Source organism: Anaerosoma tenue (genome assembly GCF_023161965.1).
GTDB classification, from domain to species: domain Bacteria; phylum Actinomycetota; class Coriobacteriia; order Anaerosomatales; family Anaerosomataceae; genus Anaerosoma; species Anaerosoma tenue.
Map to the genome: position 1 here is coordinate 406,131 of NZ_JALNTY010000001.1, position 26,104 is coordinate 432,234.

At 67.4% G+C, this 26,104-nt stretch carries 24 protein-coding genes and 1 tRNA gene; 6 read left to right on the plus strand and 19 right to left on the minus strand.

The genetic code is table 11. The features are described from left to right. Positions 1-37: 37 nt before the first annotated feature. Genes MSB02_RS02020 through MSB02_RS02045 form a run of 6 tightly spaced genes read right to left on the minus strand, consistent with a single transcriptional unit; the run spans position 38 to position 6,459 of the window. A complete protein-coding gene (locus MSB02_RS02020) occupies positions 38-829 on the minus strand; it encodes a lipoate--protein ligase family protein (RefSeq protein WP_267193544.1) in 792 nt (263 codons plus the stop codon). Next, positions 826-2,343, minus strand: coding sequence for an aminomethyl-transferring glycine dehydrogenase subunit GcvPB (gene gcvPB, locus MSB02_RS02025; protein WP_267193545.1), 1,518 nt, complete (start codon positions 2,341-2,343; stop codon positions 826-828). Before gcvPB ends, MSB02_RS02020 begins: the two co-directional genes overlap by 4 nt. After that, positions 2,340-3,677 (minus strand): aminomethyl-transferring glycine dehydrogenase subunit GcvPA, encoded by a 1,338-nt coding sequence (gene gcvPA, locus MSB02_RS02030; protein WP_267193546.1) that lies wholly within the window; start codon positions 3,675-3,677, stop codon positions 2,340-2,342. The genes gcvPB and gcvPA overlap by 4 nt, the downstream gene beginning before the upstream one ends. Before the next feature lie 3 nt (positions 3,678-3,680). Beyond that, complete coding sequence (gcvH, locus tag MSB02_RS02035) at positions 3,681-4,064, minus strand: glycine cleavage system protein GcvH (RefSeq protein ID WP_267193547.1); 384 nt, start codon at positions 4,062-4,064, stop codon at positions 3,681-3,683. Positions 4,065-4,090: 26 nt separating this feature from the next. After that, a complete protein-coding gene (gene gcvT, locus MSB02_RS02040) occupies positions 4,091-5,197 on the minus strand; it encodes a glycine cleavage system aminomethyltransferase GcvT (RefSeq protein WP_267193548.1) in 1,107 nt (368 codons plus the stop codon). An 11-nt stretch (positions 5,198-5,208) separates the two neighbouring features. Beyond that, complete coding sequence (locus MSB02_RS02045) at positions 5,209-6,459, minus strand: D-alanyl-D-alanine carboxypeptidase family protein (protein WP_267193549.1); 1,251 nt, start codon at positions 6,457-6,459, stop codon at positions 5,209-5,211. A 175-nt stretch (positions 6,460-6,634) separates the two neighbouring features. Between MSB02_RS02045 and MSB02_RS02050 the strand changes: the two genes are divergently transcribed. Both MSB02_RS02050 and MSB02_RS02055 read left to right on the plus strand, forming a co-directional pair. Continuing rightward, positions 6,635-6,976, plus strand: coding sequence for a type II secretion system protein (locus tag MSB02_RS02050; protein WP_267193550.1), 342 nt, complete (start codon positions 6,635-6,637; stop codon positions 6,974-6,976). Positions 6,977-7,020: 44 nt separating this feature from the next. Then, positions 7,021-7,881 carry a GGDEF domain-containing protein gene (locus tag MSB02_RS02055; RefSeq protein ID WP_267193551.1) on the plus strand — a complete coding sequence of 287 codons (861 nt, stop codon included), beginning with the start codon at positions 7,021-7,023 and terminating at the stop codon, positions 7,879-7,881. Between the two features lie 10 nt (positions 7,882-7,891). Here the strand turns inward: MSB02_RS02055 and MSB02_RS02060 are convergent, their stop codons facing one another. From MSB02_RS02060 to coaBC, 10 genes are all read right to left on the minus strand, one after another. After that, positions 7,892-8,311: an ACT domain-containing protein gene (locus tag MSB02_RS02060; RefSeq protein WP_267193552.1), complete on the minus strand. Its 420-nt coding sequence runs from the start codon at positions 8,309-8,311 to the stop codon at positions 7,892-7,894. 3 nt (positions 8,312-8,314) lie between these two features. Continuing rightward, positions 8,315-9,616, minus strand: coding sequence for a phenylacetate--CoA ligase family protein (locus MSB02_RS02065; RefSeq protein ID WP_267193553.1), 1,302 nt, complete (start codon positions 9,614-9,616; stop codon positions 8,315-8,317). A 40-nt stretch (positions 9,617-9,656) separates the two neighbouring features. After that, on the minus strand, positions 9,657-11,525 hold the full coding sequence (locus MSB02_RS02070; protein ID WP_267193554.1) for a VanW family protein: 1,869 nt from the start codon (positions 11,523-11,525) through the stop codon (positions 9,657-9,659). A gap of 138 nt (positions 11,526-11,663) precedes the next feature. Then, positions 11,664-14,174: a sugar phosphate nucleotidyltransferase gene (locus MSB02_RS02075; RefSeq protein ID WP_267193555.1), complete on the minus strand. Its 2,511-nt coding sequence runs from the start codon at positions 14,172-14,174 to the stop codon at positions 11,664-11,666. Next, positions 14,171-14,836: a CDP-alcohol phosphatidyltransferase family protein gene (locus MSB02_RS02080; protein ID WP_267193556.1), complete on the minus strand. Its 666-nt coding sequence runs from the start codon at positions 14,834-14,836 to the stop codon at positions 14,171-14,173. The genes MSB02_RS02075 and MSB02_RS02080 overlap by 4 nt, the downstream gene beginning before the upstream one ends. 109 nt (positions 14,837-14,945) lie before the next feature. Further along, on the minus strand, positions 14,946-15,980 hold the full coding sequence (gene mltG, locus MSB02_RS02085) for an endolytic transglycosylase MltG (protein ID WP_267193557.1): 1,035 nt from the start codon (positions 15,978-15,980) through the stop codon (positions 14,946-14,948). Positions 15,981-16,496: 516 nt separating this feature from the next. Then, a tRNA-Pro gene (locus MSB02_RS02090) sits at positions 16,497-16,573 on the minus strand. A gap of 118 nt (positions 16,574-16,691) precedes the next feature. Continuing rightward, positions 16,692-17,495 (minus strand): M23 family metallopeptidase, encoded by an 804-nt coding sequence (locus tag MSB02_RS02095; protein ID WP_267193558.1) that lies wholly within the window; start codon positions 17,493-17,495, stop codon positions 16,692-16,694. Positions 17,496-17,647: 152 nt separating this feature from the next. Continuing rightward, positions 17,648-18,238 (minus strand): VanZ family protein, encoded by a 591-nt coding sequence (locus MSB02_RS02100; protein ID WP_267193559.1) that lies wholly within the window; start codon positions 18,236-18,238, stop codon positions 17,648-17,650. Further along, the gene (gene coaBC, locus MSB02_RS02105; RefSeq protein WP_267193560.1) at positions 18,235-19,446 is read right to left on the minus strand and encodes a bifunctional phosphopantothenoylcysteine decarboxylase/phosphopantothenate--cysteine ligase CoaBC; all 1,212 of its coding nucleotides are present in this window, start codon (positions 19,444-19,446) and stop codon (positions 18,235-18,237) included. The genes MSB02_RS02100 and coaBC overlap by 4 nt, the downstream gene beginning before the upstream one ends. Positions 19,447-19,538: 92 nt before the next feature. Between coaBC and MSB02_RS02110 the strand changes: the two genes are divergently transcribed. Further along, entirely contained in the window at positions 19,539-21,326 is a 1,788-nt protein-coding gene (locus tag MSB02_RS02110) for a 2-oxoacid:acceptor oxidoreductase subunit alpha (RefSeq protein ID WP_267193561.1), read from the plus strand. Further along, positions 21,319-22,203 carry a thiamine pyrophosphate-dependent enzyme gene (locus MSB02_RS02115; RefSeq protein ID WP_267193562.1) on the plus strand — a complete coding sequence of 295 codons (885 nt, stop codon included), beginning with the start codon at positions 21,319-21,321 and terminating at the stop codon, positions 22,201-22,203. The genes MSB02_RS02110 and MSB02_RS02115 overlap by 8 nt, the downstream gene beginning before the upstream one ends. 55 nt (positions 22,204-22,258) lie before the next feature. On the opposite strand, the gene MSB02_RS02120 is transcribed toward MSB02_RS02115, so the two are convergent. From MSB02_RS02120 to MSB02_RS02130, 3 genes are all read right to left on the minus strand, one after another. Then, entirely contained in the window at positions 22,259-22,660 is a 402-nt protein-coding gene (locus MSB02_RS02120) for a type II toxin-antitoxin system VapC family toxin (protein WP_267193563.1), read from the minus strand. After that, the gene (locus MSB02_RS02125) at positions 22,653-22,982 is read right to left on the minus strand and encodes a CopG family ribbon-helix-helix protein (RefSeq protein WP_267193564.1); all 330 of its coding nucleotides are present in this window, start codon (positions 22,980-22,982) and stop codon (positions 22,653-22,655) included. Before MSB02_RS02125 ends, MSB02_RS02120 begins: the two co-directional genes overlap by 8 nt. 80 nt (positions 22,983-23,062) lie before the next feature. Then, positions 23,063-24,298: a hypothetical protein gene (locus MSB02_RS02130; protein WP_267193565.1), complete on the minus strand. Its 1,236-nt coding sequence runs from the start codon at positions 24,296-24,298 to the stop codon at positions 23,063-23,065. Between the two features lie 109 nt (positions 24,299-24,407). Here MSB02_RS02130 and MSB02_RS02135 point away from each other — a divergent pair, with 109 nt between their 5' ends. Beyond that, the gene (locus MSB02_RS02135; RefSeq protein WP_267193566.1) at positions 24,408-25,493 is read left to right on the plus strand and encodes a hypothetical protein; all 1,086 of its coding nucleotides are present in this window, start codon (positions 24,408-24,410) and stop codon (positions 25,491-25,493) included. An 88-nt stretch (positions 25,494-25,581) separates the two neighbouring features. Continuing rightward, on the plus strand, positions 25,582-26,094 hold the full coding sequence (locus MSB02_RS02140) for a DJ-1/PfpI family protein (RefSeq protein WP_267193567.1): 513 nt from the start codon (positions 25,582-25,584) through the stop codon (positions 26,092-26,094). The last annotated feature ends 10 nt before the right edge of the window (positions 26,095-26,104 follow it).

Sequence of the window (26,104 nt, forward strand, 5' to 3'; positions counted from 1 at the left end):
ACTCCAACCTCAGACCGCAGAACGCCTGTCCCGAGGGTCAGGTCAGGGTGGAGCGCACCACGTGGTCCTGACGCATGCGCCCGGCCATCTCGAGTTCGTCCCCGCTCAGCGTCGCGGGTTCGAGCTCGACCGAGAAGACCCGACCGACGGCCTCGGCCACCGCCGATGTGACCTCGTCCCATGAGGGGCGTCGCCCGATCACCGCCGCGATGGTGGCGGTGGAACGTTCCAGCGCGCGGGTGTGCTCATCGTTAAGCATGAAGACGCGGGCTTCGCGGGTCACGTCGCGGTCTACCACGAACGATCCGTGCTGCAGGCAGCTGTCGCCGCTCCAGACCTGGGCGCTCCCCGAGAGCTTCGCCGCCCCGAGCGACAGGTCGGCAGACGTGGCGTGCAGATAGCACGCGCCCGACCCGCGTTCGCCGCGATCCCGCGCCGTGAGCGAGGCGTCCACGCCAAGCGCGCGGTACGCCTCGGCCAAAGCCTCGCACAGCACCGCGTAGCTGCGCCTGACTCCCCGCGGGAGGCCATCGGCCACACCCGCCACGATCGAGTACGTGAGCTCATCGTCGTGCAGCACGCCCCGGCCGCCGGTGGGGCGCCGACAGATCTCGAGACCCTCGGCGGCACAGTACGGCAGGTCCACATCGTCCGCGCTCTGGAACCGTCCGAGCGAGACCGCAGGTGGAGTCCACCGGTACAGCCGGAGCGTCGGCGGGGCCTCAGCGGCGGCATGCGCGACGAGCATCGCGCGATCGACCGCCATGTTCCACGCGCCGCCGGCAGCCCCGTCCACGATCAACCGCCAGCGGCCACCCGACCGGGTCATCGCCCGGAGCCATCTCCCGGCGACCACGCGACATCGGCGTTCTTGACCGCAGCCGCCTCATCGAGCCTGCGCACCGGCGTCGAGTACGGCGCGCCATGCAGCAATCCGGGATCCTCGGCAGCCTCCTCGGCGATGCGGCGCAACACCGCTGCGAACCGCTCGAGCGTCCCCTTGCTCTCCGTCTCTGTGGGCTCCACCATCATCGCCTCGTCCACGATCAACGGGAAGTACACCGTGGGCGGATGGATGCCGTAGTCGAGCAGCCGCTTCGCGACATCCAGGGTGCGGACACCGGTGGACTTGCGCAGCGGGCCGCCCGACATCACGAACTCGTGCATGCATGTGCGGTCGTAGGTCACGGGCCATGCATCCGCCAACAGCGTCTTCAGGTAGTTCGCCGAGAGCACCGCCTGGCCCGAGATGTCCCGCAGGCCGTCGCCACCCACAGCGCGGATGTACGTGTACGCCCTCACGAGCACGCCGAAGTTCCCCGCGTACGACCGTACGCGGCCGATCGACCGCTCGGGATAGGCGAACGCGAAGCCACCGTCACGCTGAGCCACCACCGGCCCCGGCAGATACGACGCGAGCGCCTCGCTCACCGCCACGGGCCCTGCCCCCGGACCGCCCCCGCCGTGCGGCGTCGCGAAGGTCTTGTGAAGGTTGATGTGCAATGCGTCGAAGCCCATATCCCCCGGCCGCGACCAGCCCATGATCGCGTTGAGGTTCGCGCCGTCGCAATACGCCAGAGCACCCACCTCGTGCACCGCAGAGGTGATCTCGAGGATGTTCTCGTCGAACAGGCCCAGCGTGTTGGGGTTGGTGAGCATCAGCGCGGCAACGTCGGTGTCGAGCAGTCGCTTGAGCGCGGCCACATCCACGCCGCCCCGCTCGTCGCTCGGCACCTGCACGACCTCGTAGCCGCACATGGCGACGGTGGCCGGGTTGGTGCCGTGCGCGGAATCGGGCACGAGCACCCGGCGCCTCGGATCGCCGTTGGCGGTGTGATAGGCACGGATGGTCAACAGCCCGGTGAGCTCCCCGTGCGCGCCGGCCGCCGGCTGCAGCGAGACCGCCGGCAGGCCAGCGACCTCCGCGAGCGCCTCCTGCAGCCCCCACATGAGCTCGAGCGCGCCCTGCACGGTCTCCTCGGGCTGATACGGATGGATCCTCGCGAAGCCGGGCAGGCGGCACGCCCACTCGTCTACCTTCGGGTTGTACTTCATGGTGCAACTGCCGAGCGGATAGAATCCGCTGTCCACGCCGAAGTTGGCGCTCGCAAGATGCTCGTAGTGGCGGGCGAGCTCCACCTCGGTCACATGCGGCAACGCGGGTGCCATCGCTCTTGCGTGTCCGCCGAGGACGTCCTCCAGATCGACCGAGGGCACGTCGAGCACCGGTGGTTCGACACAGCGCGACTCCTCGGCTCCCCGCTCGAAGATCAGCGTACCGGTGAGCGGCTCTCTGGTACCCGCCTTCGCGGTCCGTGCATCGATGCGATCGGTGTCGCTCATAGCGCGCTCACCTCCTCCACGAACCGATCGAGGACCGCGCGCGTATGCCGTTCAGTCACCGCGAACAGGACCAGTCCGGCGTCGTCGGCCGAGAACCTGCCAAGGTCGAGCCCGGCCAGGTAGCCCGACTCGTGCAGACGCGCCTGCATCGCCGCTACATCATCCCGGTAGCGCAAGGTGAACTCGGCAGCGAACGGCGCGCCGAAGACGCGCTCGAACCGGCCTGTAGCCACAAGCGCGTCTTCGAGATAGTGCGCCTTGGCCACGCTCGCACGGCCGATGCCCGCAAGCCCGTCGGACCCCATAGCGGCGAGATAGACCCCCGCCGCGAGCGCGTTGAGCGAGTGGTTGGAGCAGATGTTGGAGGTGGCCTTCTCCCGGCGGATGTGCTGCTCGCGGGTCGAGAACGTGAGCACGAAGCCGGTGCGGCCGTCCACGTCGGTCGTGCGCCCGACCACGCGGCCCGGCATCTGCCGTATGTGAGCCTTCCGGCACGCGAACACGCCGAGACCCGGCCCGCCGAAGGACATGGCGTTCCCGAGGGACTGCCCCTCGCCCACCACGATGTCAGCGCCGTACGATGCCGGTGGCTCGAGTACGCCGAGCAGCACTGGATCGGTGGCTACCACGAACAGCGCGCCCACCTCATGGGCGGCTTCTCCAAGAGAGCGGAGGTCCTCCAGCGTGCCGTAGAAGGACGGCGAGGCGACGAGGAGGGCGGCAGTGGCGTCATCGAGCGCAGCGGCTATCGCCGCACCATCCGACACGCCGTCTTTGGCCGCGACCTCCACGATATCGAGGGTCCCCGACTCCACATACGTCGCCAACGTCTCGCGCCACTCAGGATGCACGGTGGCCGACACCACGACCCTGTGCCGCTTGGTGACACGCGCCGCCATCAGAGCGGCCTCCGCAAGAGCGGTGGCCCCGTCGTACATGGACGCGTTGCTCACCTCCATGCCGGTGAGCTGGCAGATCATCGATTGGTACTCGTAGATCGCCTGCAGCGTACCCTGGCTCACCTCGGGCTGGTACGGCGTGTAAGCGGTGAAGAACGCCGGCTTGCTCACCACGGAGTCCACGATCGCGGGAACGTAATGGTCGTAGCACCCGCCGCCGAGGAACGACACCACGCGGCTGCCATCTTCGTTCGCGGCGGCGAGTTTCTCGATGTGCGCCGCCAACTCGATCTCGCCCATGGCGCCGGGAAGATCCAGGGGGCGCGTCAGGCGCGCCCCTGCGGGGATGTCCTCATAGAGTCCGTCGATCGATGGTGCGCCTACGCTGCCCAGCATCTCGTCCTGCTCGCCGCAGGTCACAGGGATGAAGCGCATGCGTCACGCTTCCTCGGCGATGTAGGCCTCGTAGTCGTCGGCGTCCATCAACGCCTCGACCTCGGCTGCGTCCTCCACCTTGACCTTGATCATCCAGCCCGCGTTGTAGCAGTCTTCGTTGACGGTCTCAGGAGCGTCCTCAAGCGCCTCGTTGACCTCGACGATCTCGCCGCTGATCGGAGAGAACAGCTCGGAGACCGACTTGACCGACTCCACCTCGCCGAACGACTCGCCGGTGCTGACCGCTTCCCCGACGGAGGGAAGGTCCACGTAGACGACCTCGCCGAGCTGGTCCTGCGCGAAGTCGGAGATGCCGATCGTGGCGACGTCGCCCTCAAGACGGACCCACTCATGCTCGCGGTCGTACTTCAGCTCCTTGGGATACATCTATGGAACTCCTTCCCTGTTCTCGCCTACGACTTCAGGGCCGAAAGCGATGTCGTCTTCACGAACGGCGGTTTGGTGACGACCGCCGATGCAACCTTGCGCCGGATCCCGACCTCGAGGCCGGTGCCCGGATCCGCGAGCGCCACTGGGACGTACGCGGTGGCGATCCCGTGCCCGAGGGTCGGCGAGAACGTGCCGCTTGCCACCTTACCCACCTCCTCACCCCCATGCAACACGGGATAGCCGTGTCGTGGCACGCCCTCGGAGACGGCGAGCCCGACGAGCTTGCGCTCCGGACCTTCCGCTCGCACGCGTGCTATCGCCTCGGCGCCGATGTAGCCACTCTTGGCCTTCGGGGCCACCCACCCGAGACCGGCCGATACCGGATCGACGCCGCGATCCATGTCGCTTCCGTACAACGGGTATCCCATCTCGAGCCGCAGGGTGTCCCGCGCCCCAAGCCCGCACGGCGTCACCTCGGGGAAGCTCAGCAGCGTGCGCCAGATCGCGGCCGCCTGCGACGCATGACAGAACACCTCGACGCCGTCCTCGCCCGTGTAGCCGGTACGGGCGACCAACACGGGCACCGAATCGAGTGTGGCCTCGCCGATCTCGAAGCGGTCCGGCGGGGTCCATCCCTCGCCCGCGAGCTCTCCGATGACCGCGAGTGCACCGGGGCCCTGCACGGCTATCAGGGCCGTGCGATCGCTCTCGTCAGCGATCTCCACCGTTTCGGGCAGATGGGCCGTGATCCAGTCCCAGTCGGTCTGCCGGTTCGCGGCGTTCGCCACGATCAGGTACTCGAGATCGCCGGTGTGATAGACGATGAGGTCGTCGATGATGCCGCCGTCCTCGTCGCACATCACGGTGTACAGCGCGCTGCCGAGCGTCGATATCCGATCGAGATCGTTGGTGATGATGCGCTGCAACGACTCCCTGGCGTCGAACCCGAACACGCGGAACTCTCCCATGTGGGAGACGTCGAAGATCCCCACTGCGGAACGCACGGCGTTGTGCTCCTCGATGATCCCTGCGTACTGGACCGGCATCTGCCACCCAGCGAAGTCGACCATCCGCGCGCCAAGCGCGACATGCTCCGTGTACAGCGGGGTCATCCGTCCTGCCTCGGTCATCGGCACTCCTCTCATACGAGCGGCACGGCGGGCGCCTGCAACTGCCCGCCGAACACGCTCCGCCATATCCGCGTGAACCAGATCTCGATCCGCTCCCATGTATCGGGGGCGGCAACGTCCCGCACGGCCACGATCGGTACCTGGGCGAGCAGCCGCTCACCCTGTCTCACGGTGAGCGTTCCCAGACGCTGCCCCGCCAAGACCGGCGCCTCCACCTCGTGGACCACGTCAGCGCTCGCCGAGATCTCGCCGTCCAGGTCGAACACGGGTACCGTCACGCTCTCCCCCACCACCGCGGGAACCGTCCGATCGAGGTAGTCGGTGACCGGCACAAGTGCGGCCGTGGTCTCGGCGGTGGCGACCTCGATGGGCCGGTAATGCTCGTAACCCCAGTCGAGCAGGACGCGCGCCTCGTCGAACCGCTCGTCCTCGGAGTCCGTGCCGAGCACGACGGCTACCAGCCCGATGTCGTTGCGCTGTGCCGAGGCGACAAGGCAGTACCCTGCCTTGTTCGTCCAACCGGTCTTCACACCGTTCGCGCCCTCGTACGTACCCAGAAGCTTGTTCGAGCTCTCGTAACGCTTCGCACCGCCCTGCCCGTCGTCCACCATCACCGACGGCTGCGAGACCATCTCGGCGAACCGGGGGTCGGACATGGCCAGCGTGGAGAGCGTGGCGAGGTCTTGCGCCGAGGAGTAGTGCCCGGGCTCGTCGAGCCCATGGGGGTTGGCGAACGACGAATGGCTCAGCCCGAGGTCTGCCGCCTTCTGGTTCATCATGACCGCGAACCCGTCGAGGCTGCCGCCCACGTGCTCGGCCAACGCGATCGCCGCGTCGTTCCCTGAGCGGACCAGCATCCCCTCGAGCAGCATCCCGACGGTGATCTCTTGTCCGGGCCGCAGGTCGATCTCAGCCTCGCCCACTCCCGCCGCGTCACGCGAGACGGTGACCACGTCGCTCATCTCAGCATGTTCGAGGACCACGAGAGCGGTCATGATCTTGGTGGTCGAAGCCATGGCACGCTGAGCGTCCGGGTCGCGGCTCCACAGCGTGCGTCCATCCATCGTGCGCAGGATGCCTGAGGGCATCGCCACCTCGGGCGCCACCGCGCTCAGTGTGGGATCCTGGGCGATCGTTGTGTAGCCGACGGTCTCGTCTTCCGCCGACCACCCGTGAGCGAGACTCCCGGTGCCCGTGTAGATCGTCAGGAGCGCCGCGGCGCATAGCGCTGCGACACCGGCACGGACACGGGTATAGCGCATGCGACACGCCTCTCTTACGCAGCCGGGGACACGACGCTCCGATTGTACGGGTTCAAGTGATGTATGGCACGTGACGATAGGATTACGCGTAGGGGCCGCATCATGGTCTAGAATGCCCCGTGGGGCTCTTCGGCACAGAGTCCGATACGACCAGGTCGACCGGTTCGGGGGGATCGTGAAGCTACCGCACAGACGCACTTCGGGGGACGCCGGCTTCACTATCATCGAGATGATGGTGATCGTGCTCATCATCGGCATACTCGCCGCAGTAGCCATCGCCGTGTACGTGCCATCAACCCGCGCCGCGGCGGGCGCCGCGTGCCGCGCCAACCAACGGGTCCTGGAATCGGCAGCGGCCGAGGCCCGGACCACCATCGAGGCCGAGGACATCGACGATCTCGAGGACCTGCGCGACCACGTGCGCAACTTCGACGCGATATCCGCATGTCCGCTCGACGGCACTCCGCTCGAGTACGTGCCCGAACACAACGACGTCTACTGCCCGAACCATCCGTAGCGACCCGGCGCGCGTGCGCTGGTGACCCACCTGAGGAGGTGCGCGTGAAGTACTCCCGCTTCGAGATCCTCGCCTTCCTGCTGGGCAGTGCGGCGATCGTGGCGAGCGCGTTCGTGCCGACCACGGCATCCACGATCCCCACGGAGGTCGTGGCCCAGTTGCTCTTGATACTTGTGCTGGCCGGCGCCCTGCACTGGGGCCGGAGCGGCGGGTTCGTGTCCGCGCTGGTAGCCACCGCCATCTACGTGGGCATGCGGTTCACCACACTCGAGGTCGAGGGGCTTTCGGCGGACATGATGACGATGATCGTCTCACGCGTCCTCGCCTACACCCTGGTAGGCCTTGCCGGCGGAGAGATCAGCGGGAGGATCAAGTACCTGCTGGCAAAGGCGGAACGCGGTTCCCTTGTCGATGCGGAGACCGGCGTCTACAACGCGGCCTACGCAAGCCGGGCCATCGCCTCGGCTCTCGGTCAGTGGGCGCGGTATGAGACCCCGTACTCGGTCGTGGAACTGGCGCTCACGCCTGCCGTGTGGTCGGCGCTCAAACCGAAGCGCTCCCGTACCCTGATGCGTCAGGTGGCCTCCGAGATCCGCAACGACGTCCGGCTCGTGGACGACGTCGCCTACCGCGGCAACGGCCGGTTTCTGGTGCTCCTTCCCTCCACTCCCGCCGAGGGAGCCATGGCGGCAGCCGGGCGGCTCCACAAGGGCGTGGCGCATACCCTTGGAAGCGCGAGCGAGATGGTCACGGTGAACGTCCTGTCATGCGGCCGGGACGACGAGGCTCTTGGCGCGATAGCTGAAGCGCTCGCACCCCCTGAAGGTGACCCGGCGTCCACCACGCCCATGCCGGGCACGCGGGTCACCGGGCGCCGCTCCACCGATGATCGGGTGGACGGCTGATCCTTGTCCCTCAGACCTCGTCGGCCCGGAGGACCCTGATACCCGCTTCCTCGAGCACACGCATGGCGTCGGCGACCCGCTCGACCCTGAACACGTCGACCGCCGCCTCCCCGCCCGGCTCTACGAAGCAGTAGGCGTACTCGACGTTCATGCCTTCGGAGCCGAGCACCTCGAGGATGTCCGCGAGGCCGCCCGGCCGGTCGGGCACCGCCACCGCGATCACGTCGGTGACGCTCACGCTGAAGCCCGACTCCTCAAGAGCGCTCTTCGCATCTTCGGGCCGGTCACAGATGATGCGCACCACGCCGAACTCGGCAGTGTCTGCCACCATGAGCGCGCGCATGTTCACGCCCGCATCCCCCAGCGAGCGGGTGAGGCGCGCGAGCCGGCCGGGGCTGTTCTCCAGGAATACCGTCAGCTGCTTGACCATCGGTCACTCACTCCCCTCTCCCCGCAGGTCTAGGACGCGTTTGGCCTTGCCTTCCGAGCGCTGGATCGACTTGGGCTCGACCAGCTTGACGGCGATGTTGACCGCAAGCGCCGAGGCGATCTCTGCGGATACGCGGGCCCGCAGCCGCTCGAGCGTCTTGATCTCGTCGAAGCTGACCTCCGGACCCACCTCCACGTGCACCTCCACGTGGTCCATGCTGCCCCTGCGCGAGAGGACTACCTGGTAGTACGGCGCGACACCGGGGATCCCGAGGAGCACCTGCTCGATCTGGCTCGGGAACACGTTCACGCCGCGGATGATGAGCATGTCATCGGAGCGGCCTGTGACGCGCTCGAGACGCCTGAACGTCCGCCCGCACTCGCAGCGGCCCGGCACGATCCGCGAGATGTCGCGCGTGCGGTATCGAACGACCGGGATACCCTGCTTGGTGAGCGTCGTGAAAACGACCTCTCCGCGGTCGCCATCAGGCACCGGCTGCAGTGTCTCGGTATCCACGATCTCGATGATGAAGTGGTCCTCGTTCACGTGGAGCCCGCACTTGCACTGGCACTCGGCGGCGACACCGGGGCCGAGCACCTCGGAGAGTCCGTAGATGTCGATGGCGGTGATGCCGAGCTGGCGCTCTATCTCCACGCGTGTGTTCTCGCTCCAGGGCTCTGCGCCGAAGATGCCCGCCTTCAGCGGCAGGGCAACGGGGTCGATCCCCATATCGCGAGCCGTCTCCGCGATCAACAGGGCGTAGCTCGGCGTGCATGCCAGGATCGTGGTGCCGAAGTCCTTCATCACCTGGACCTGGCGCTTGGTGTTGCCGCCCGAGATCGGGATCGTGGCGCAACCCAGTCGCTCGGCGCCGTAGTGGACCCCAAGCCCGCCGGTGAACAGGCCGTACCCGTAGGCGTTCTGCACGATGTCGTCCGAGGTGCCGCCAGCCGCGGCGATGGTGCGCGCCATCAGGTCGGCCCAGATGTCGATATCGCCGGCGGTGTAGCCGACGACCGTGACCTGCCCTGTGGTGCCCGATGACGAGTGGAGCCGCACGATGTCACGCATGGGTACCGCGAACATCCCGTAGGGATACGCGGCTCTGAGGTCGTCCTTCACGGTGAAGGGGAACGAAGCGAACTCCTCGAGCGATACCACCCGCGGCGCTACACCAGCCTCATCGAACTTCCGCCGGTAGGTGGGTACGTTCTCGTACACGCGAGCCAGAAGTCCGTTCAGCCGCTCGAGCTGCACCGCCTCGAGCCGCGCGCGGTCCATGGACTCGTACTCAGGCTGGAACACCCGCTACCCCTCTCATCTCGCGTACTCCCGCGCTACTCCGTCACGGCGTGGATGTCGCCGGCGTCGACGGCGCGGCGACGGGCTTGGTGCCCACGCGCACGACCTCCTCGGTGGCACGGTAGACCGACTTGAAGGTATCACGTCGGATCTCCGCGCCGTTCTTGGTGACGACACGGGTCACCACGATCGTGCGCCCCGAGACACCACGTTCGTCTATCACACGCGTCCCCTCGGGAAGCGCGGGGTCCTCCACCTCACGGACCGGGGGGTTCCTGAGATTCGTGAACGGCCCGGTCTCGTACGTGACCTTGTAGCCGGGATCGGTGCCGTACAGGGAGATCGTCACCGACGAATTGGTGTAGCCGGTAGCGATGAGGATCCAGTGCTCGGTGTCGTTGCTGAACTTGAAGTCCGGCCCTCCCCAGGAGACCGTGGCGTCACGGCCCTTGGGGTAGTGGCTGATGTACTGCGAGTGGTTGTGACGCTCCACTACCGGCAGTCCCGAGAAGAACACGGTGTTGAACAACGTCGTGTTCACCTGGCAGATGCCGCCGCCCAACTGCGGGACGAGCTTGCCGTTCACGATGGCCGGCGCCTCCTGATACCCCTTCGCGGCGGTGCGCTCGCCGATGGTGCCGTTGAAGCTGAAGGTCTCCCCCGGCGCCAGCAGAGTGCCGTCGAGCGCATCGGCGAGCGTATGGATGTTGTTGACGCGCGGCTTGTTCGAGGCGGAGTACTCGGTTGTGAAGGTCGCGAGCCGCTCCTTGATGCCGAGTTCCTTGGCCTCTTCGGTGGTGAGTGCGGGCTCGACGCGGCGCATCGCGAGCTCGACCCGCCGCTCCTGTCCGCCCACCAGAGCGGTCTCGAGCTTGGCTGCAAGGTCCACGGCGTCAGCCGCGAGACCGTCCTCGCCCGGGACTATCGTGACCACCCCATTGGAGACCGAGAAGCTCGCGTCCTTGGCGGGTTTGCCCACCTCGGCCACGAGCGGGAGGATCGTCGCGGAGACCTCTTCCGAGGCGAGGTACGCCTCGAGGACCGGGCCGTCAGCGCCCTCGGCGCGCCGGAAGTCGACCCAGTCGCCGATGATCGTGGGCTGGATCGTCCACTGCTTGTCTTCGTAGTAGAGCTCGAGCGGGCCGGAGAGCATGGCCACGGCCGCCTCGTAGGCACCCTCGGCGCGCTCCTGGTCTATCTCGGGAGCGAGGGGCACAAGGTCGAGCGACACGGTGCGCTCGTCCGACAAGAACGCCCCGAGGAGCGCGTCGCGGGTCTGCTCCTCTTCCACGCCGAGGCCGTCTTCGGGGGCGACGCGGTGCACTGTCCCCTCCTCGATCCGCACGCTGGCGTCAATCGCAGGCTGCGCGATCGAATCGTTGATGCGCTTGACGAGCGCCTGGACGCCGGTGGGGTCGTAGGTGGGGTCGAGCGGCAGCGACACTCCGCCGACCACCGCACGCACACGCTCCCACACGGCCTGCGCCAGATCGCCGCGCCCGACCTCGTACGCCGCCTCGGCAAGCCCGGTAGCGTCAACGGACAGGCCTATCGATGCCGCCTCGACCTCCCACCGGTCGTCGCCCACTTCGAGCTTCACAGGGAGCGCAGTCTGATCGGCAACGTGCGTCTGGATCGCAGCGGCGGCCTTCGCCTGCGTCATCCCGCCCACGTCGACGGCACCAACGCTCACACCCGGATGGACCGTGCCAAGCGACACGGCCACGTCCGCACCGGCGACGATCGCCACGATGACGACAAGGACGGCCGCGACGAGTGCCGAGATCCGCGCACCCTTCGGCCATCGCGCCATCCAGCCGGGCCAACCGAGCCGCCGCTTGGCGACGGCGTGCCGCCCGCCTCCTGCGCCCTGCGTGGTCGGATCGTTCTCGTGCGTTCCGTTCGTGCTCATCGTCCGCTCTCACTCCGTGGGAGACGACTCCCGATGTACCGGTGATATGACGCCTCACCAGCAAGAATGTGGCCACTCCAAGTAGGCGATGATAGCATGCCGGGGCGCGGCGCGGACCGAGCGTCACCCGGACGTGACTCAGCCGTTGGCTATCGTCTCGCGGACCTCGGCCACGTAGCGTTCAAGCAACTCCGCCGCCCGCTCAGCGGAGTCACCCTCAGCGTAGACCGCCACCTGGGCCTCCGTGGCGTGTGGGAGCACGAGCACCCAGCCGTCGTCGTGCGGTATGCGCACACCCTCGATCACGTCGACCTCACTCGTGCGCGAGACCGCCGCCATCGACCGCATCACCACGCCCTTGCGGTCGAAAGGACAGAACACCGACGTCTCCTGGAGGAAGAATTCCGGAAGCGCGGCCACCACGTCGTCCAGGTCCATCCCGTGGCGATCGAGCAGTGTGAGCAACATGCCGAAGGACATCACGGCATCGTACCCTGCGAGGAAGTGCGGGTACACGAAGCCGCCGCGGCGGGAGCCGGCGAACCCGATCGCCGGATCGAGCGCGGCGGCGGACAGCGCCCGCCGTGATGTTCCGGTGCGACGTACGAAGTGACCGGCCTCTCCGGCGATCCTCTCCACCGCGGTGGATGCGGTCACCGGCACGGCGATCCCAACGCCGTCCTTGCGCGAGAGCCCGGAGTTCGCCCACAACCAGACCAGGGCATGAAGCGCCGTGTCATGGTCGAGGATGCGTCCCGCCGGGGTGACGAGCGTGATCCGCTCGGCCGTGGAGTCCATCAGCACGCCCACATCCGCCTGGAACATGTCCACCGACCGCGCCACGCGCTTGAGGACGTCCGCGCGGCTCTCGGTATCCACGGGCGTCTGCTCGGAGTCGACGTAGGCACGAAGGCCGATCAGATCCACGCCCCACTGGGCTGCGACCGTTGGGAGCACGAACGATGCCGGACTGAGCCCCATGTCCACGACGGCCGTGTAACGCCTGCGGGACGCGCTGGCGTCGTCGATCGCCGTCGTGAGGCCGGTGGTGTAGTACTCGATCGCACGGGGCGGGTACATGATCGAACCCACCTGGTCGAAGAACGCACGCCGGAACTCACCCCGGAAGTAGAGCCGTTCGACCTTCTTCTCCTGCCCCGTGGACAGGTCGATGCCCTCGGCATCGTAGAAGTGGATCTCGATCGACTGCGGGTCGCCATCGGCGATGCAGATGTGGATGCCGCCGTTGACGCGCATGTCGCGCGTGGTGAACCGCGTGACCGCGGGTGACGCCACGCGCAGGTCGCGCACGTGACATCCTGTGAAGTTGAGACCCGCCGCGACCGCGCGCTTCACCATCCGTGCCGCTGCGCTCGAATCACGGCTCACCACGACGTGCGACCTCGCCGGCAGCAGGCTCCCGAACGCCTGGGCCACGCGCAAGCCAAGGTCCGGAGTGATGTCGATGCTCACGAGCCCGGCGATGCCGTCGGGACCGAAGAGCGAGCGCACTCCCCGCGACTCCCAGATCAGCGAGGAGTTCACGAGAGCGCCGGCGTCGATGCGCTTGAACGGGTAGACCTGTACGTCGTTCCCCACCGCCGCCCCGTGCCCCACCACGGATTCGTCGCCGATCACGGCCCCCTGCTCCACACGTGCGCCGGCACGGATGTCCACGCTCCGGCACAGCACGGCGCCGCTCACCCGGGACCACTTGCCCACGAACGAGTCGTTCCACACGATCGAGTGTTCCGTCTGAGCGTCGTAACCCACCAGGCAGTTGTCGCCGATCACGGAGTACGGGCCGATCTTCGCCCCCGCGCGGATCGTGGTGTTGGCGCCGATCACCGCCTTGGGCGATATCTCGGCCGTGGGATCGATGGTGGCGCCCGGACCCACCCACACGTCGTCTTTGGTCCTGGCGCCCGGTATGTAGATCATCGCCTTGCCGTCGAGTATGTCTTCATGGACCTCGCGGTACCCCTCAAGGCTCCCCACGTCGGCCCAGTAGCCATCCACCACGCACCCGTAGAGCGGATGCCCTTCGGCCATGAGCAGCGGGAAGAGGTCCGAGGAGAAGTCGAACGCCTGACCCTCGGGGATGAAATCGAGCACCATGGGGTCCATCACGTAGATGCCGGTGTTGATCGTGTCGCTGAACACCTGGCCCCACGAGGGCTTCTCTAAGAAGCGCTCGATCCTGCCATCGTCGTCGGTGATGACCACGCCGAACTCGAGCGGATCGGGCACGCGCTTGAGCGCGATGGTGACGACGGCGCCCTTCGCCTTGTGGAACTCGATGACCTCGGTGAGGTCGATATCGGTGAGCGCGTCGCCCGAGATCACGAGAAAGGTCTCCGTGAGCGCCTCGGCGGCGTTCTTCACCGAGCCCGCGGTGCCGAGCGGCGTCTCCTCGATCGCGTAGCTGATGTCCATGCCCCACTCGTCGCCATCGCCGAAGTAGTCCTCGATGACCTGCGGCATGAACGCCAGCGTGGCGACCACCTCGCTGATGCCATGGTGTTTCACGAGCCCGAGTATGTGTTCCATGACCGGCTGGTTGACGACCGGTACCATCGGTTTGGGGCGCATGCTCGTGAGGGGACGCAGACGCGTGCCCTCGCCACCCGCCATCACCACAGCCTTCATGCAACTCCGCCTTCCCGGGACTCGAGCGCGGTCTTGCGGGCACGGATCGCGATGCGCGTGTACTGCAGGGCCGCCGAGACCGAGAGCACGATCCCAACGTAGACGAAGAACATGCCGAGCGGGACCTGCGCCTCACCCAGCCCGGGCAACCAACCGGTATCCACCAAGCCGAGACCGCCTACCATCGGCCAGCCCGCGATGAGCGACGAGAAGCCGGCGAGCAACACGGCGGTCGTCCACTTGCCGGCCCGCGTCACCGGAAGGATCACGTTGTGACGCTCGAGAACGTATGCGCCGTACAGCAGGTACATGTCGCGGCCGAGCAGGAGCACCGGGATCCACAGCGGAAGCACGTCGATCAGATAGAGGCCGACGACACCCGAGGCGAGCAGAAGGCGGTCCACCAGCGGGTCGACGATCTTGCCGAACTGCGTGACCGTGTTGGTGCGGCGGGCGATCTGGCCGTCGATCCAGTCGGTGGAGGCGGCTACCGCGTAGATCGCGAACGCCACAAGACGACCGCGCTCGCTCGGTGCGTCCACGAGGGCGGTGAAGAAGAACGGTACCAGCACCAGCCGCAACACCGTGATGAGGTTCGCGACCGAGTAGACCGTGTGGTGCACTTCCTGCTCTTGGGGGCGATCCTCGTTCTGGGCTACCACCAGTCGTTCCTCCTGACCTCGGGGACCATCCGTCCGGCCGTTCATGAACGTTCACACGGTATATGCCCTAGTTCGACCTATGCCGCATCCCGATCGTGGACCCGCCACGTCAGTCGCTGAAGACCTCTTGTGAAAGCCTCTTGGCGGCGAGGAACTCATCGTACGTCTCGGTGAAGGTCTGCGAGCCGTCAGTGCCCGTGAGCACGTAGTAGAGGTAATCGGTGTCGGCGGGATCGGCAGCGGCCTCGAGGGCGGCCAGGCCGGGGTTGCTGATCGGTCCCGCCGGAAGGCCATCGTGCAGGTAGGTGTTGTACGGCGTGTCCTGCTCGAGATCGGCATTGGTGAGCGACGTCGTGCCCTCGGGCATCGTGTACATCACCGTGGCGCACAGCTGCAGACGCATCGGCCGCTCGAGACGGTTGTAGATGACCGAGGAGACCAGGGGAAACTCCTCCGAGAGCTGCGCCTCCCGCTCGAGGATCGATGCGATCGTGACCACGTCCGCCAGGTCGAGGCCGTGTGCCTCGGCATACGAGAGATCCAGTGTGGCCGCCTGGTCCTCGAAAGTATCGAGCAACATCTCCACGATCTCGCGTTCTGACGTGCCGACCTCTATCGAGTAGGTCGCCGGGAACAGGAAGCCTTCGAGGGAGTCGCCGAACGCGCCTTCGAGATACGGGCGCTCCGCGGCGAACTCCGGCGCACCCTCGGTGCACAGGCGCATCATCTCCTCGGCCTCTGCGCCTGCCTGAGCGGTCATGCGTGCGGCCACCTGCTCGGCGGTGAAGCCTTCGGGGATGGTGACGTTCACGTAGTCGGCGCTCGGGCCGATGAGCATAAGGTCGATCACATCCCCGTCGTCCATCCCGGTGAAGAGGTCGTACTCACCGGCACGGAGTCGCCCGTCGGCATCCGCCTGGCTGACGGTGAATCGGAACGTCAGCACGCTCTCGACGACCCCCAGGTCGACCAGCTGGCGAGCGATGTCCGCGGTCGTGCTGCCCGCCTCGATCACAACGTGGACGGGTTCACCGGCGCCCACCGCCACTTCAGCGTCTGGTTCGTGCATTAGATGTCTCACAACGCCGTACCCCACTGCGCCAAGCGCGAGGACGAGCACCAGCACCCCTCCGAGTACGCGCACGGTCACATTCCCTACCGAACGTTGTCCAGAGGGCGTCCTCCGGGCGCCGTGGACCCGCGCGGTGCGCGGTGTGCGATCCGAACGTGGCTTCCGCGAGGTACGCGCAGCGGAACGGGACGAGCGCCGGGGGCGCTCCGTGGACGCCGGGCGTGTTTCATCCTCGTTGCGCTCCGATGCAGTCTTCTCAGGCGCCCGACGGGCGGCGGGCCCGCGCGACCGCCGGGTGTTCGCCTCGCTGTTCCCGCGACGCTGGGTACGCCTCGGGCGGCTCCGGTCGCTGCGCCTCGGACGCGGGGTCGGTCCCGGTGCGACGCTATCGCTATCGTTCGTGTTGGGGTCGTCGTACATCGGCGCCCTCCGGGGCGGTGCGGGTGCGATCCCGGATCCGTTGCCCGGATCCGGGTGTGTCGGTCAGACTCCCGGCCGCGCGGCCGGTGTACGGGCAAGGGTAAGTGTAGCAACCATCCGGCCACCCGCAAACGCGAGCGGGGCACCCGAAGGTGCCCCGCGTGTCGCTGGTCGGGCTGACAGGATTTGAACCTGCGACCCCTTGACCCCCAGTCAAGTGCGCTACCAAACTGCGCCACAGCCCGTTGATGCTGCCCTGCGGCAGCGAAGCATCATATTACGTGTCGCGGGGCGCGGCTTCAAGCATGACATCGGAGTGGATCAGCCAGGACGCCTGAAACCGCACGATCGTGTGGACCGTGGCTACCGCGCCATCTCCAGGAGGAGCGGATAGGGGTTCACGGCGCTGGGCATGTGGATCTCGAAGTGGAGATGCGGCGCGCTGGGGCTGGCGTTGCCCGTGTAGCCCACGGTGCCGATCACGTCGCCGGCCTTCACCCGGCCCTCCGGGACCGTCACGGAATCCAGATGCGCATAGTAGTAGCGCACGCCGTTGTCGGCCTCGAGCCAGATCGTGAGGCCGCCGAGCCCTCCCCGCTTGGAGGTCACCACGCCATCACGGGTAGCGACCAGCGGCGTGCCTGTGGCGGCCATGATGTCGGTGCCCTTGTGCCGGCGCCCGCCGCTCCGCGGTGCGCCCCAGCTGTCAACGAACCGGTTCTCACCCGCAACGGGGAACAGTCCGAACTCGGCGATACGCTCGGCGCGAACGCGCTCGGCCTCCGCGGCCTCGGCATCTGCGAGTGCGTCACGAGCAGCTTCCGCGGCGCGTGATGCCGCCTGTGCCTGCACGACGAGCAGGTCACGCTCCGCAGTGAGCGCCGCGATCTCAACGGAGATGGCCGCGCGGGTCTCGGCGGAACGCGCCTCCGGGATACGGTTCCGAAGCGAGTCGAGCCGCGTGCCGAGCCAGACAAGCGAGCTGCGCGCGCGGGAGTCGGCGATGGCCGTACGGGTGACCTCGGCAGTGAGTGCCGGGATGTCGTCGGCCGTGGCGGTGATGGTTGCCGGCGTCACGACCGCGGCATGCGCGGACGGGGCCGACGGGAATAGAGAGATAGCCAGTGCGATGGTGGCGAGTGAAACGAACGTCTTAGCGGTACTCATACGCCTCCTGCGTACGGGGACATGTCACCGCCGCGGACACCCGGTTCGGAGCCACGGCGGACACGTCGGGTACGCAAGGCTGATGCCAACGCGGCGGCGTGGGGCCTCTGAGCAGCGCATATCCACAGGAAGCACACAACTCGGCGGGACGATCAGCCGTCCTTGCGACGCAGACGTCGCAGCGCTCTCCCGATGGCGCGCACCACCACGAACAGCGCATACCCGAGGGCGACACCGGCCGTGTTGAGGATGACGTCGTCGATGTCCACCGAGCGGGTCGTCTGCAGGGCATCGATGAACCGCTTGGAGAACTGCAGCGCTTCGATCCCGAGCGAGACGCACAGGCCGGTGCCGAGGACCCTTCCCCACCTGTCGAGCTTGCGCCACGCCCACGGCCCCAGCGCGCCAAGCGGTACCAGCAACAGCAGGTTGCCGAGCAGGTTCTCCCACGCCACGCGCCCCAGGTCGCTCTCCAGGTAGAGGCGGATGGTACGAAGCGGCACGAGGTTCACCGACTCGCGCCAATAGGGGTCGAGCCCCACGCCCGAGCCGGGCGGGGCCACCTCGAACGGCAGCAGCGTCATGGAGACCACCCACGCGCCATAGAAGACGCCGAACAGCCGGGAGATGATCGTGCGTCGACGGGCACGGGTGATCCATCCGTGCAGCAACACGAGCACCGCCAGGGCGAGCGCTAGCAGGAAGGCCGTTCCCGAGTGGATGTGCAGTTGCGTTCCGCTCACTCGACGTCAGCGCCTCCGAGCAGGCGCGCGAGGCGATCAGCGATCTCCCGCGCGATGACGCGCTTGGAGAGCATCGGCAGCCACTCAACACCATCGCGTGTCACGAACGCGACGCGATTAGCGTCGGTGCCGAAGCCGAGTGCGGGGTCGCTCACGTCGTTGGCCACCACCAGATCGCAGCGCTTCGCCTCGAGCTTGTGCCGGGCGTTGCTCTCCACATCCGATGTCTCCGCCGCGAAGCCCACGAGCACGGGACGCTCCTGGCGCGCTCCGAGCTCGGCCAGGATATCGGGATTCCGCACGAGAGCGATAGCCTCGGGAGCGGCGGTCTTCTTGATCTTGCCTCGAGCGACCTCCGCGGGACGGAAGTCAGCAACAGCGGCCGAGGCCACCACCGCATCCACGTCCTCGGCGCGCTCCATCACGGCGGCGTGCATCTGGAGCGCGGTCTGCACGCGCACGACCTCCACCCCGAAGGGGTCGGCCAGATGCGTGGGGCCCGTCACCAACGTTACCCGGGCGCCCCTGCGTGCCGCCTCATCAGCGATGGCGAACCCCGTCTTGCCCGACGAACGGTTGCCGATGTACCGAACGGGGTCGATCGGCTCCTGCGTGCCGCCGGCCGTCACCAGGATGTGCCGCCCGGCGAGGTCCTGCGCCCGTTCGGCCTCAGCCATCACGGCTTCGGCGATGGCCTCCACCGGCGCGAGACGTCCCTCGCCCACGTCACCGCAGGCGAGCTCGCCGCTCTCCGGCTCCACGAACACCACGCCGCGGTCGCGCAGCCGATCCACGTTCTCCTGCGTGGCCTCGTCGCGCCACATGTGCACGTTCATCGCCGGCGCCATCACGATCGGCGCCTCCGTGGCGAGCGCAGCGGTGGTGAGCAGGTCGTCGGCCCTCCCCTGCGCGATCTTGGCGATCACGTTGGCGGTGCACGGCGCGATCACGAACACGTCGGCTTCCTCGGCAAGGGAGATGTGGTGCACCGGCGCCGAGGGGTCGTCCTCCCACAACGACGCCGCCACGGGCTCGTTCGTGAGCGTGCGGAACGTGAGCGGGGTGACGAAGCGCGTTGCCGCATCGGTCATCACTACCTTGACGCGGTAGCCGCGCTTCATGAGCGCGCGCACCAGCTCGCAGCTCTTGTACGCGGCGATGCCGCCCGTCACGCCAACGAGCACGGTCGTCGTTCTCTCTCCGCTCACACTGCCTCCTTCCGCACCTCGCAGTATGCATCCTCGTCCGCCAGGGGTACAAAGGATAGCGTACCCGTACCCACCGTGAAGGAGGCTCACCCGTGCCACTTCCCCAGAAGGGCAGCGAGCTGCGTGTGAAGATCGGCGGCGCAGCAGGTCTGGGCATCAAGGCCGCAGGCCAAACGCTCGCGCGGGCGTTCGTGAACGCCGGACTCGAGGTCTTCGACCTCACCGAGTACCCATCGCTCATCCGCGGGGGTCACAACACCTACACCCTCAGGGTCAGCCCGAGGCCGATATCCAGTCACGTCGAGACCGTCGACGTCCTCATCGCCTTCGACCGCCAGACGGTCGACAAGCACCTCGACGAGGTCATCGACGGCGGCGCGGTGATCTTCGATCCCGAGGTCACCTCCACCGACGGGTGGCTTCCCAGCAACCGGATTCGCCCGGTCCCGGTGCCGCTCAAGAAGTTCGCCAAGGAAGCCGGCGGCCCGATCATGGCCAACACCGTGGCGCTCGGCGCCGCGCTCGGCCTGGTGCACTTCCCGCTCGACACGCTGGCTGAGTCGATCGCCGCGCAGTTCGCCCACAAGGCCGAGGAGATCACCGAGCAGAACATCGCCGCGGCGACTGTTGGTCATGGATACGTCTCCAAGATGGCGGGCGACTTCTGGATGAAGGTCGAGGGCCTGCCCGATGCGCCGCGCCGCGTGCTCGTTGACGGTAACGAAGCCGTCGGCCTGGGTGCGCTCGCGGCAGGCATCGGCTTCTACGCCGCGTACCCGATGACGCCCGCCTCGTCGCTGCTGCACTTCATGGCCGCGCACGAACGCGATGCGGGCGTGGTGGTGAAGCACACCGAAGACGAGCTTGCGGCGATGAACATGGTGGCCGGCGCGGCGTTCACCGGCGCCCGTTCGATGTGCGCCACCTCCGGCGGCGGCTTCGCGCTGATGACGGAGGCGTTCGGCATGGCCGGCGTGAGCGAGAGCGCCGTGGTCGTGGGCGTGTTCACCCGCCCCGGACCGGCAACGGGGATGCCCACCTGGACCGAGCAGAGCGACCTGCGCTACGTGATCCACGCCGGCCAGGGCGAGTTCCCGCGCGTGGTGCTCGCCCCCGGTGACCAGACCGACGCCTTCGACCTCTCCTGGAAGGCGTTCAACCTCGCCGACCAGCTGCAGACGCCGGTGATCATCCTCGGCGACAGCTACCTCTCGGACAACCGGCAGTCGGTGCCGTACTTCGACCTCGACGCGGTGATGGTGGACCGCGGCAAGCTCGTGGCCGAGGGTGATGTGGCCGACCACCCCGATGCCCTCGGCGAAGACGGCGACTACCTGCGCTACAAGGTGGCCGACGACGGAGTGTCGCTCCGCGTGCTGCCGGGCGTGAAGGGCGCTACGCAGTTGATCAACTCGTACGAGCACGACGAGTACGGCTGGGGCCAGAACGGCGAGATCGCCGCCGAGCGCACGGCCCAGAACGAGAAGCGGATGCGCAAGCTCCAGCTGGCGCGCAAACTCGTTCCGCCACCTGCGGTGTTCGGAGCGGATGTGGCCGAGGCGGACGTGGCGGTGCTCTTCTTCGGCACCACCAAGGGCCCGGTGCTCGAAGCGATGCGCTGGCTCGAACCCGACGGCGTGAAGGTGGCCGCGATGCAGGTGGTTACCGTGTGGCCGTTCCCTGCCGACGACGTGCGTGAGTTCCTCGGCGCGGCGAAGCGCACGGTGATCGTGGAGGGCAACTACACGGGTCAGCTCCAGGGCCTCGTGCGGGAACAGTGCCTCGTGGACGTGGACGACACGCTCCACCGCTACGACGGGCGGCCGTTCTCGCCCGAGATGGTCTACGCGAAGCTGAAGGAGGTGGCCGACAATGGTTAAGGTCGCGGACATCGAGCGCGCCCTCGAGCCCACGTGGTGCCCCGGATGTGGCAACCACATGATGTGGAAGGCGCTCAAGGAAGTCATCGAGGAGTCGGGCATGGGCTTCGAGGACTACGCGATGGTGTGGGGCATCGGCTGCCACGGCAACGGCGCCGACTTCTACCGCTCGCAGGGCTTCCACGGCCTCCACGGCCGCGCCCTGCCGGTGGCCACGGGCATCGCGCTCTCCAATCCGAGCCTCAAGGTCATCGTGAGCATGGGCGACGGCGACGGCTACGGCATCGGCGGCAACCACTTCATCCACTCGGTCCGCCGGAACATCGACATGATGGCCATCTACCACAACAACCAGATCTACGGCCTCACGACGGGCCAGGCGTCCCCCACCTCCGACCAGTTCATGCAGACGCCGAGCACGCCGGGCGGCGTGGTGGAGGAGCCTGTGAACCCGGTGGGCGTGGCGATCGCGCAGGGAGCCACGTTCGTGGCGCGCGGGTTCGCCGGCGACGTCGATCACCTGAAATCGCTCTACCGCCAGGCGCTCGACCACCACGGGTTCTCGCTCGTGGACGTCTACCAGCCGTGCGTGACGTGGAACAAGATCAACACCTTCAAGTGGTTCCGCGACCGCGTGTACAAGCTCGAGGAACTCGACGGCTACGACCCGTCAGACAGGACGATGGCATTCGAGACGTCGATGTCGACGTTCCACGAGCTCACCTGTGCGCCCGACGAGTGCAAGGTCCCCATCGGCGTGTTCTATCGCGAAGAGGAGACGTTCACCTACCAGGACGGGCTGCCGCAGCTCGACCGCCCGATGTGGAAGCATGCCGAGGAGCCACGCGACATCTCCGAGATACTGGAGACGTACTAGTGGGCCGTGCCGGGGTGACGGGTACTACGTAGTCCTCGCAGGGGGCCCTCGCCGCCTACCCGATCAGCGTCACCCCGGGAAACGCTGCGTGCGCTCGTCTGTCAGCAGAGTAGAGAGGGACGCCGAGCAATGATGCTATCGCCGGCGCACACGCGTCGTACACGTCGCAGCCAAGCACGCTGGCCTGCCGGAGCGTCTCGGCCAGGACTGGAGCGATCGGCGGCACCGTGATGAGCCCTGCCCGCTCGAAGAACCCCAGTACTTCGCGGGCAGCCACATCATCAGCCTTGCGATGTACTGTGCGCAGGACCTCGTACACGAACAGGTCGGGAACGACAAGCTTCGCGTCACCGGCGGCCGCCCGCTTCAGGAGTGCGAGCGCCTCTTCCCGCCCTGACTCCGGCACGAACCACTTCACGCCAACAGAGGCGTCCAGCACGACAAGACGATCAGCCATCTGAGCGGTCCGCACGGTCCTCGATGATGCGCCTCACGACCTCTGCATCGCTTGCACCCTCGGGCGCACGGCGCAAACCGACCAGGAACTCGCTCCCGCCGACCTCTGGCAGCCGATCGCTCTGTGGCCAACGGGCCGCAACCCGATCCGCGATCGCTATCGCCTGCTCCACTCCGGCGCGCCGATCCCATTCGGCCCTGGCGGCAACGTACTCCGCCAGGGCCTCCTGCACGATCGAACTCCTGCTGCGCCCAAGCGTCTCCGCGTCGGCGTCCACCTGCTCGAGCAGCTCGTCAGGGATATACACGTTCACCTTGGCCACGACGCCTCCAGAGGTACTACCTTCCAGGTACTACCTCTGCATCGTACATGTGCACGACGGCGTCAGCAACGCGCGGGGACTTACAGCATCGTGTCCCACCAGTCGGCCAGGTGTGCCGCATGGTGACCGCGGATCATCACGATGTGGTTCCCCAGCGGCGTGTGCAGCAGATCGCTCACGGCGCCGTCGGTAAGCGCGATGTCCACCTGCGTGCGGCACAGGTTCTCCGCATCCCCGCGTGCCACGATCTCGCCCTCGGCCAGCCACAGCGCCTCCATCTCCGCGCCGCCGATGCGGAGCACGGTGACCGGGCCGAGCGGCAGATCGCCCTGGATGCCCACGCCCTGCCCCGACTCGAAGTGCGAGCGCAACCGGTAACGCTCAAGCATCCCGCGCGCAATGGTGCAGTGCGCGAGTTTGAGAGTATCCGCCGTCTCATCGAGTTCCGAGGGGTTCGCCATCCATGGCAACTCGCCCGTGAGCAGGTTGGCCCACAGCATGCCCACGGTACTCACGAGGTCGCCCTCACACCCGGCCATCACACCGGCGTCGGTGAGCGCCGAGAGCGCGAAGCAGCCTGTGGTCTCTCGCGACACCAGCAGGTCAAAGCAGCGGAGGGAGACCGCGTCGAGGTCGTACCGCTCAACGAGGGCCTCCATCGCCGACGTCACTCGCGCCACGTCGGCAAGATCCCCGGGGGTCGGCTCGACACATCCGGTCGAGTCGCCCGAGAGCGAGGCCACGCCGGCTTCGACGGTATCGGCGGAGACCGCATCGATCTCCGCCTCCAACTCGTCCATGCCGATGGCGATCACTGTGGGTCCCCACGTCTCACGCACCACGTCGGCATCCGGCGAGCTTGCCACGAGCCAGTCGGACGGCTCCCCCACCAGACCCACGCGGGTGTCGAGCAACCGCATCCGCACCGTCACGTCCGCGATGGCGGCCTCAAGCGTTGCCAGCCCCGCCTCGTCCTGCGGGCCGCGGACGAAGACGATGCGGCCCGGCACGCCGTCCTGCTGCAACCGCGCGAGCACCTCGAGCGACGCCGGGAGCGAGTTGTTGCCCGGATGGGCCACCAGCACCACCGGCTCGCCTGCTCTGAACACGCTGCGCCTCGCCTGCAGGTCGAGCAGGGTCCGCTCCGTGCCGCCGGTGGCCATCACGTACACCAGCGGCGCGGGGTCTTCGAACCCCTCGGCAGATACGCGCTCTCCACCGCGCGAGCCGAGTTCGGCCATGAGGTCGGCGATGACGCTCTCGTTCTGCCCCGCCCCGCCGAACGGCGGTATCACCGGCGTGTAGAGGAACCGCATGCGATCGAACCTCCCGGGTGGTGGTGTATGTCACCAAGAGGATACCCTGCTCCAGCCTCCGCATGAGATATCCTCGGTAACGTAAGGCCCTCTCGATCACGGAGCCGGGATGCTGCGGGTCATCATCGCGTTCGCGCTGACACTGACGCTCCTCACGGGGTGCGGCACGATGCTGCCCGATGGCGTGATCTACCCCTCGATCACTCCCGATGAGACCATCAGCGCGGTCCACACCGTGGCGGTCTCCTTCACGTTCGAGCGGCAGCCCGTGGAGTTCACCCTGACCGTCGACGGAGGGCTTTACGCCGGCGCCGCGGCGGCCGACAAGGAGGTCATCCGCTTCGGCAATGCGCGGGCCAACGACTGGATCGAGGACTACTTCCCCGCATTCATCACCGAGCCGCATCAGCAAGCGTTCTACGACTCGCTCCTTGCCGCCTTCCGTTCCATACGCGACCAGCGCGGCCTCGATGCCGACCGGTATGCCGAGATGCTCACGGCCTACGTGCAGTCGATCACCTACCGGGTGGACCCGGATGATCTCTCCCCCAAGTTCCCGGTGGAGACCTTCGTGGAGAGTGCGGGCGACTGCGACGACAAGACGCTCCTGCTCGCCGCTCTGCTCGCCCGCGAGGGCTACGACGTCGCGGTGCTCATGTTCGAACCCGAGCAGCATGTGGCGCTCGGCATACGCGCCGACGGGATCACCTATGACGACACCGGCTACGCGTACGTTGAGACGACCGTGCCCGGCTACATCGGCCAGGTGCCGGAGAGCCTCGAAGGCGGCATCGCGCTCGAGAGCGAGCCGCGCGTGTTCAGGATCGATGGAGGCCCGGCCGAGTACACGGCCGGCCCACAGGTAGCAGCGATCCTCGATGCGCGAGCACGAGCCGTGGCCGAGGCGGAAGACCTCGCCGGGATGATCGAGGAGGCCGATGGCGCCCTTGCCGAGCTCGAGGCGTCGGTGCGCTCGTCGTACGACGACCTGCAGCGCCTCAAGGCGACCGGCGCGTATACGCAGTACAACGCGCAGGTGGACGGCTATAACGCCCTTGTGGCCGAGTACAACCGCGCCATCCAGGAGCGCAACGACCTGGCCGCGCGGCATAACGAACTCGCCGCCATCGACCGCGCTGTTGCCGACGGCGCATCCGACAGGGCGGGCACCTACGCGACGATCGGATCGTTCTAGGCCGTTTCGCCCCGCGCACGCCCATGCGCCCCGTTGCGCATGTCGCTGCTGGGTATCATCTACGGTGTCCCCGATACATGGAGGTCTCATGACGCAAGTACTCATGGTGATCGCCCCTGAGGTGTTCCGCGACGAGGAGTACGCCCACCCCAGGGAAGTGCTCGAATCCCGCGGCGCCACGGTCGTCACTGCCAGCAGGTCGGCCGGCGTCTGCCAGGGCAAGCTCGGTATGACCGTCGAGGCCACCGTCTCGCTCGCCGACGTCGAGGCGGCCGACTATGACGCCGTGGTCTTCGTGGGCGGCGGAGGCGCGCAGGTCTACTTCGACGACCCCGTGGCCCACGCCCTCGCACAGGAAGCGGATCGCCTCGGCCGCGTGGTGGCGGCCATCTGCATAGCGCCGTCAGTGCTCGCCCACGCGCGGCTGCTCCACGGCGTCCGCGCCACCGCGTTCCCCTCCCAGAAAGAAGATCTCGCCGAGCATGGCGCCATCTGGACCGATGGTCCGGTGGAAGTAGACGGCAGGATCGTCACCGCGAACGGGCCGGACGCCGCGTATGACTTCGGGCTAGCCATAAGCGAGGCGCTCGGACTACCCTGACGGTACTGCC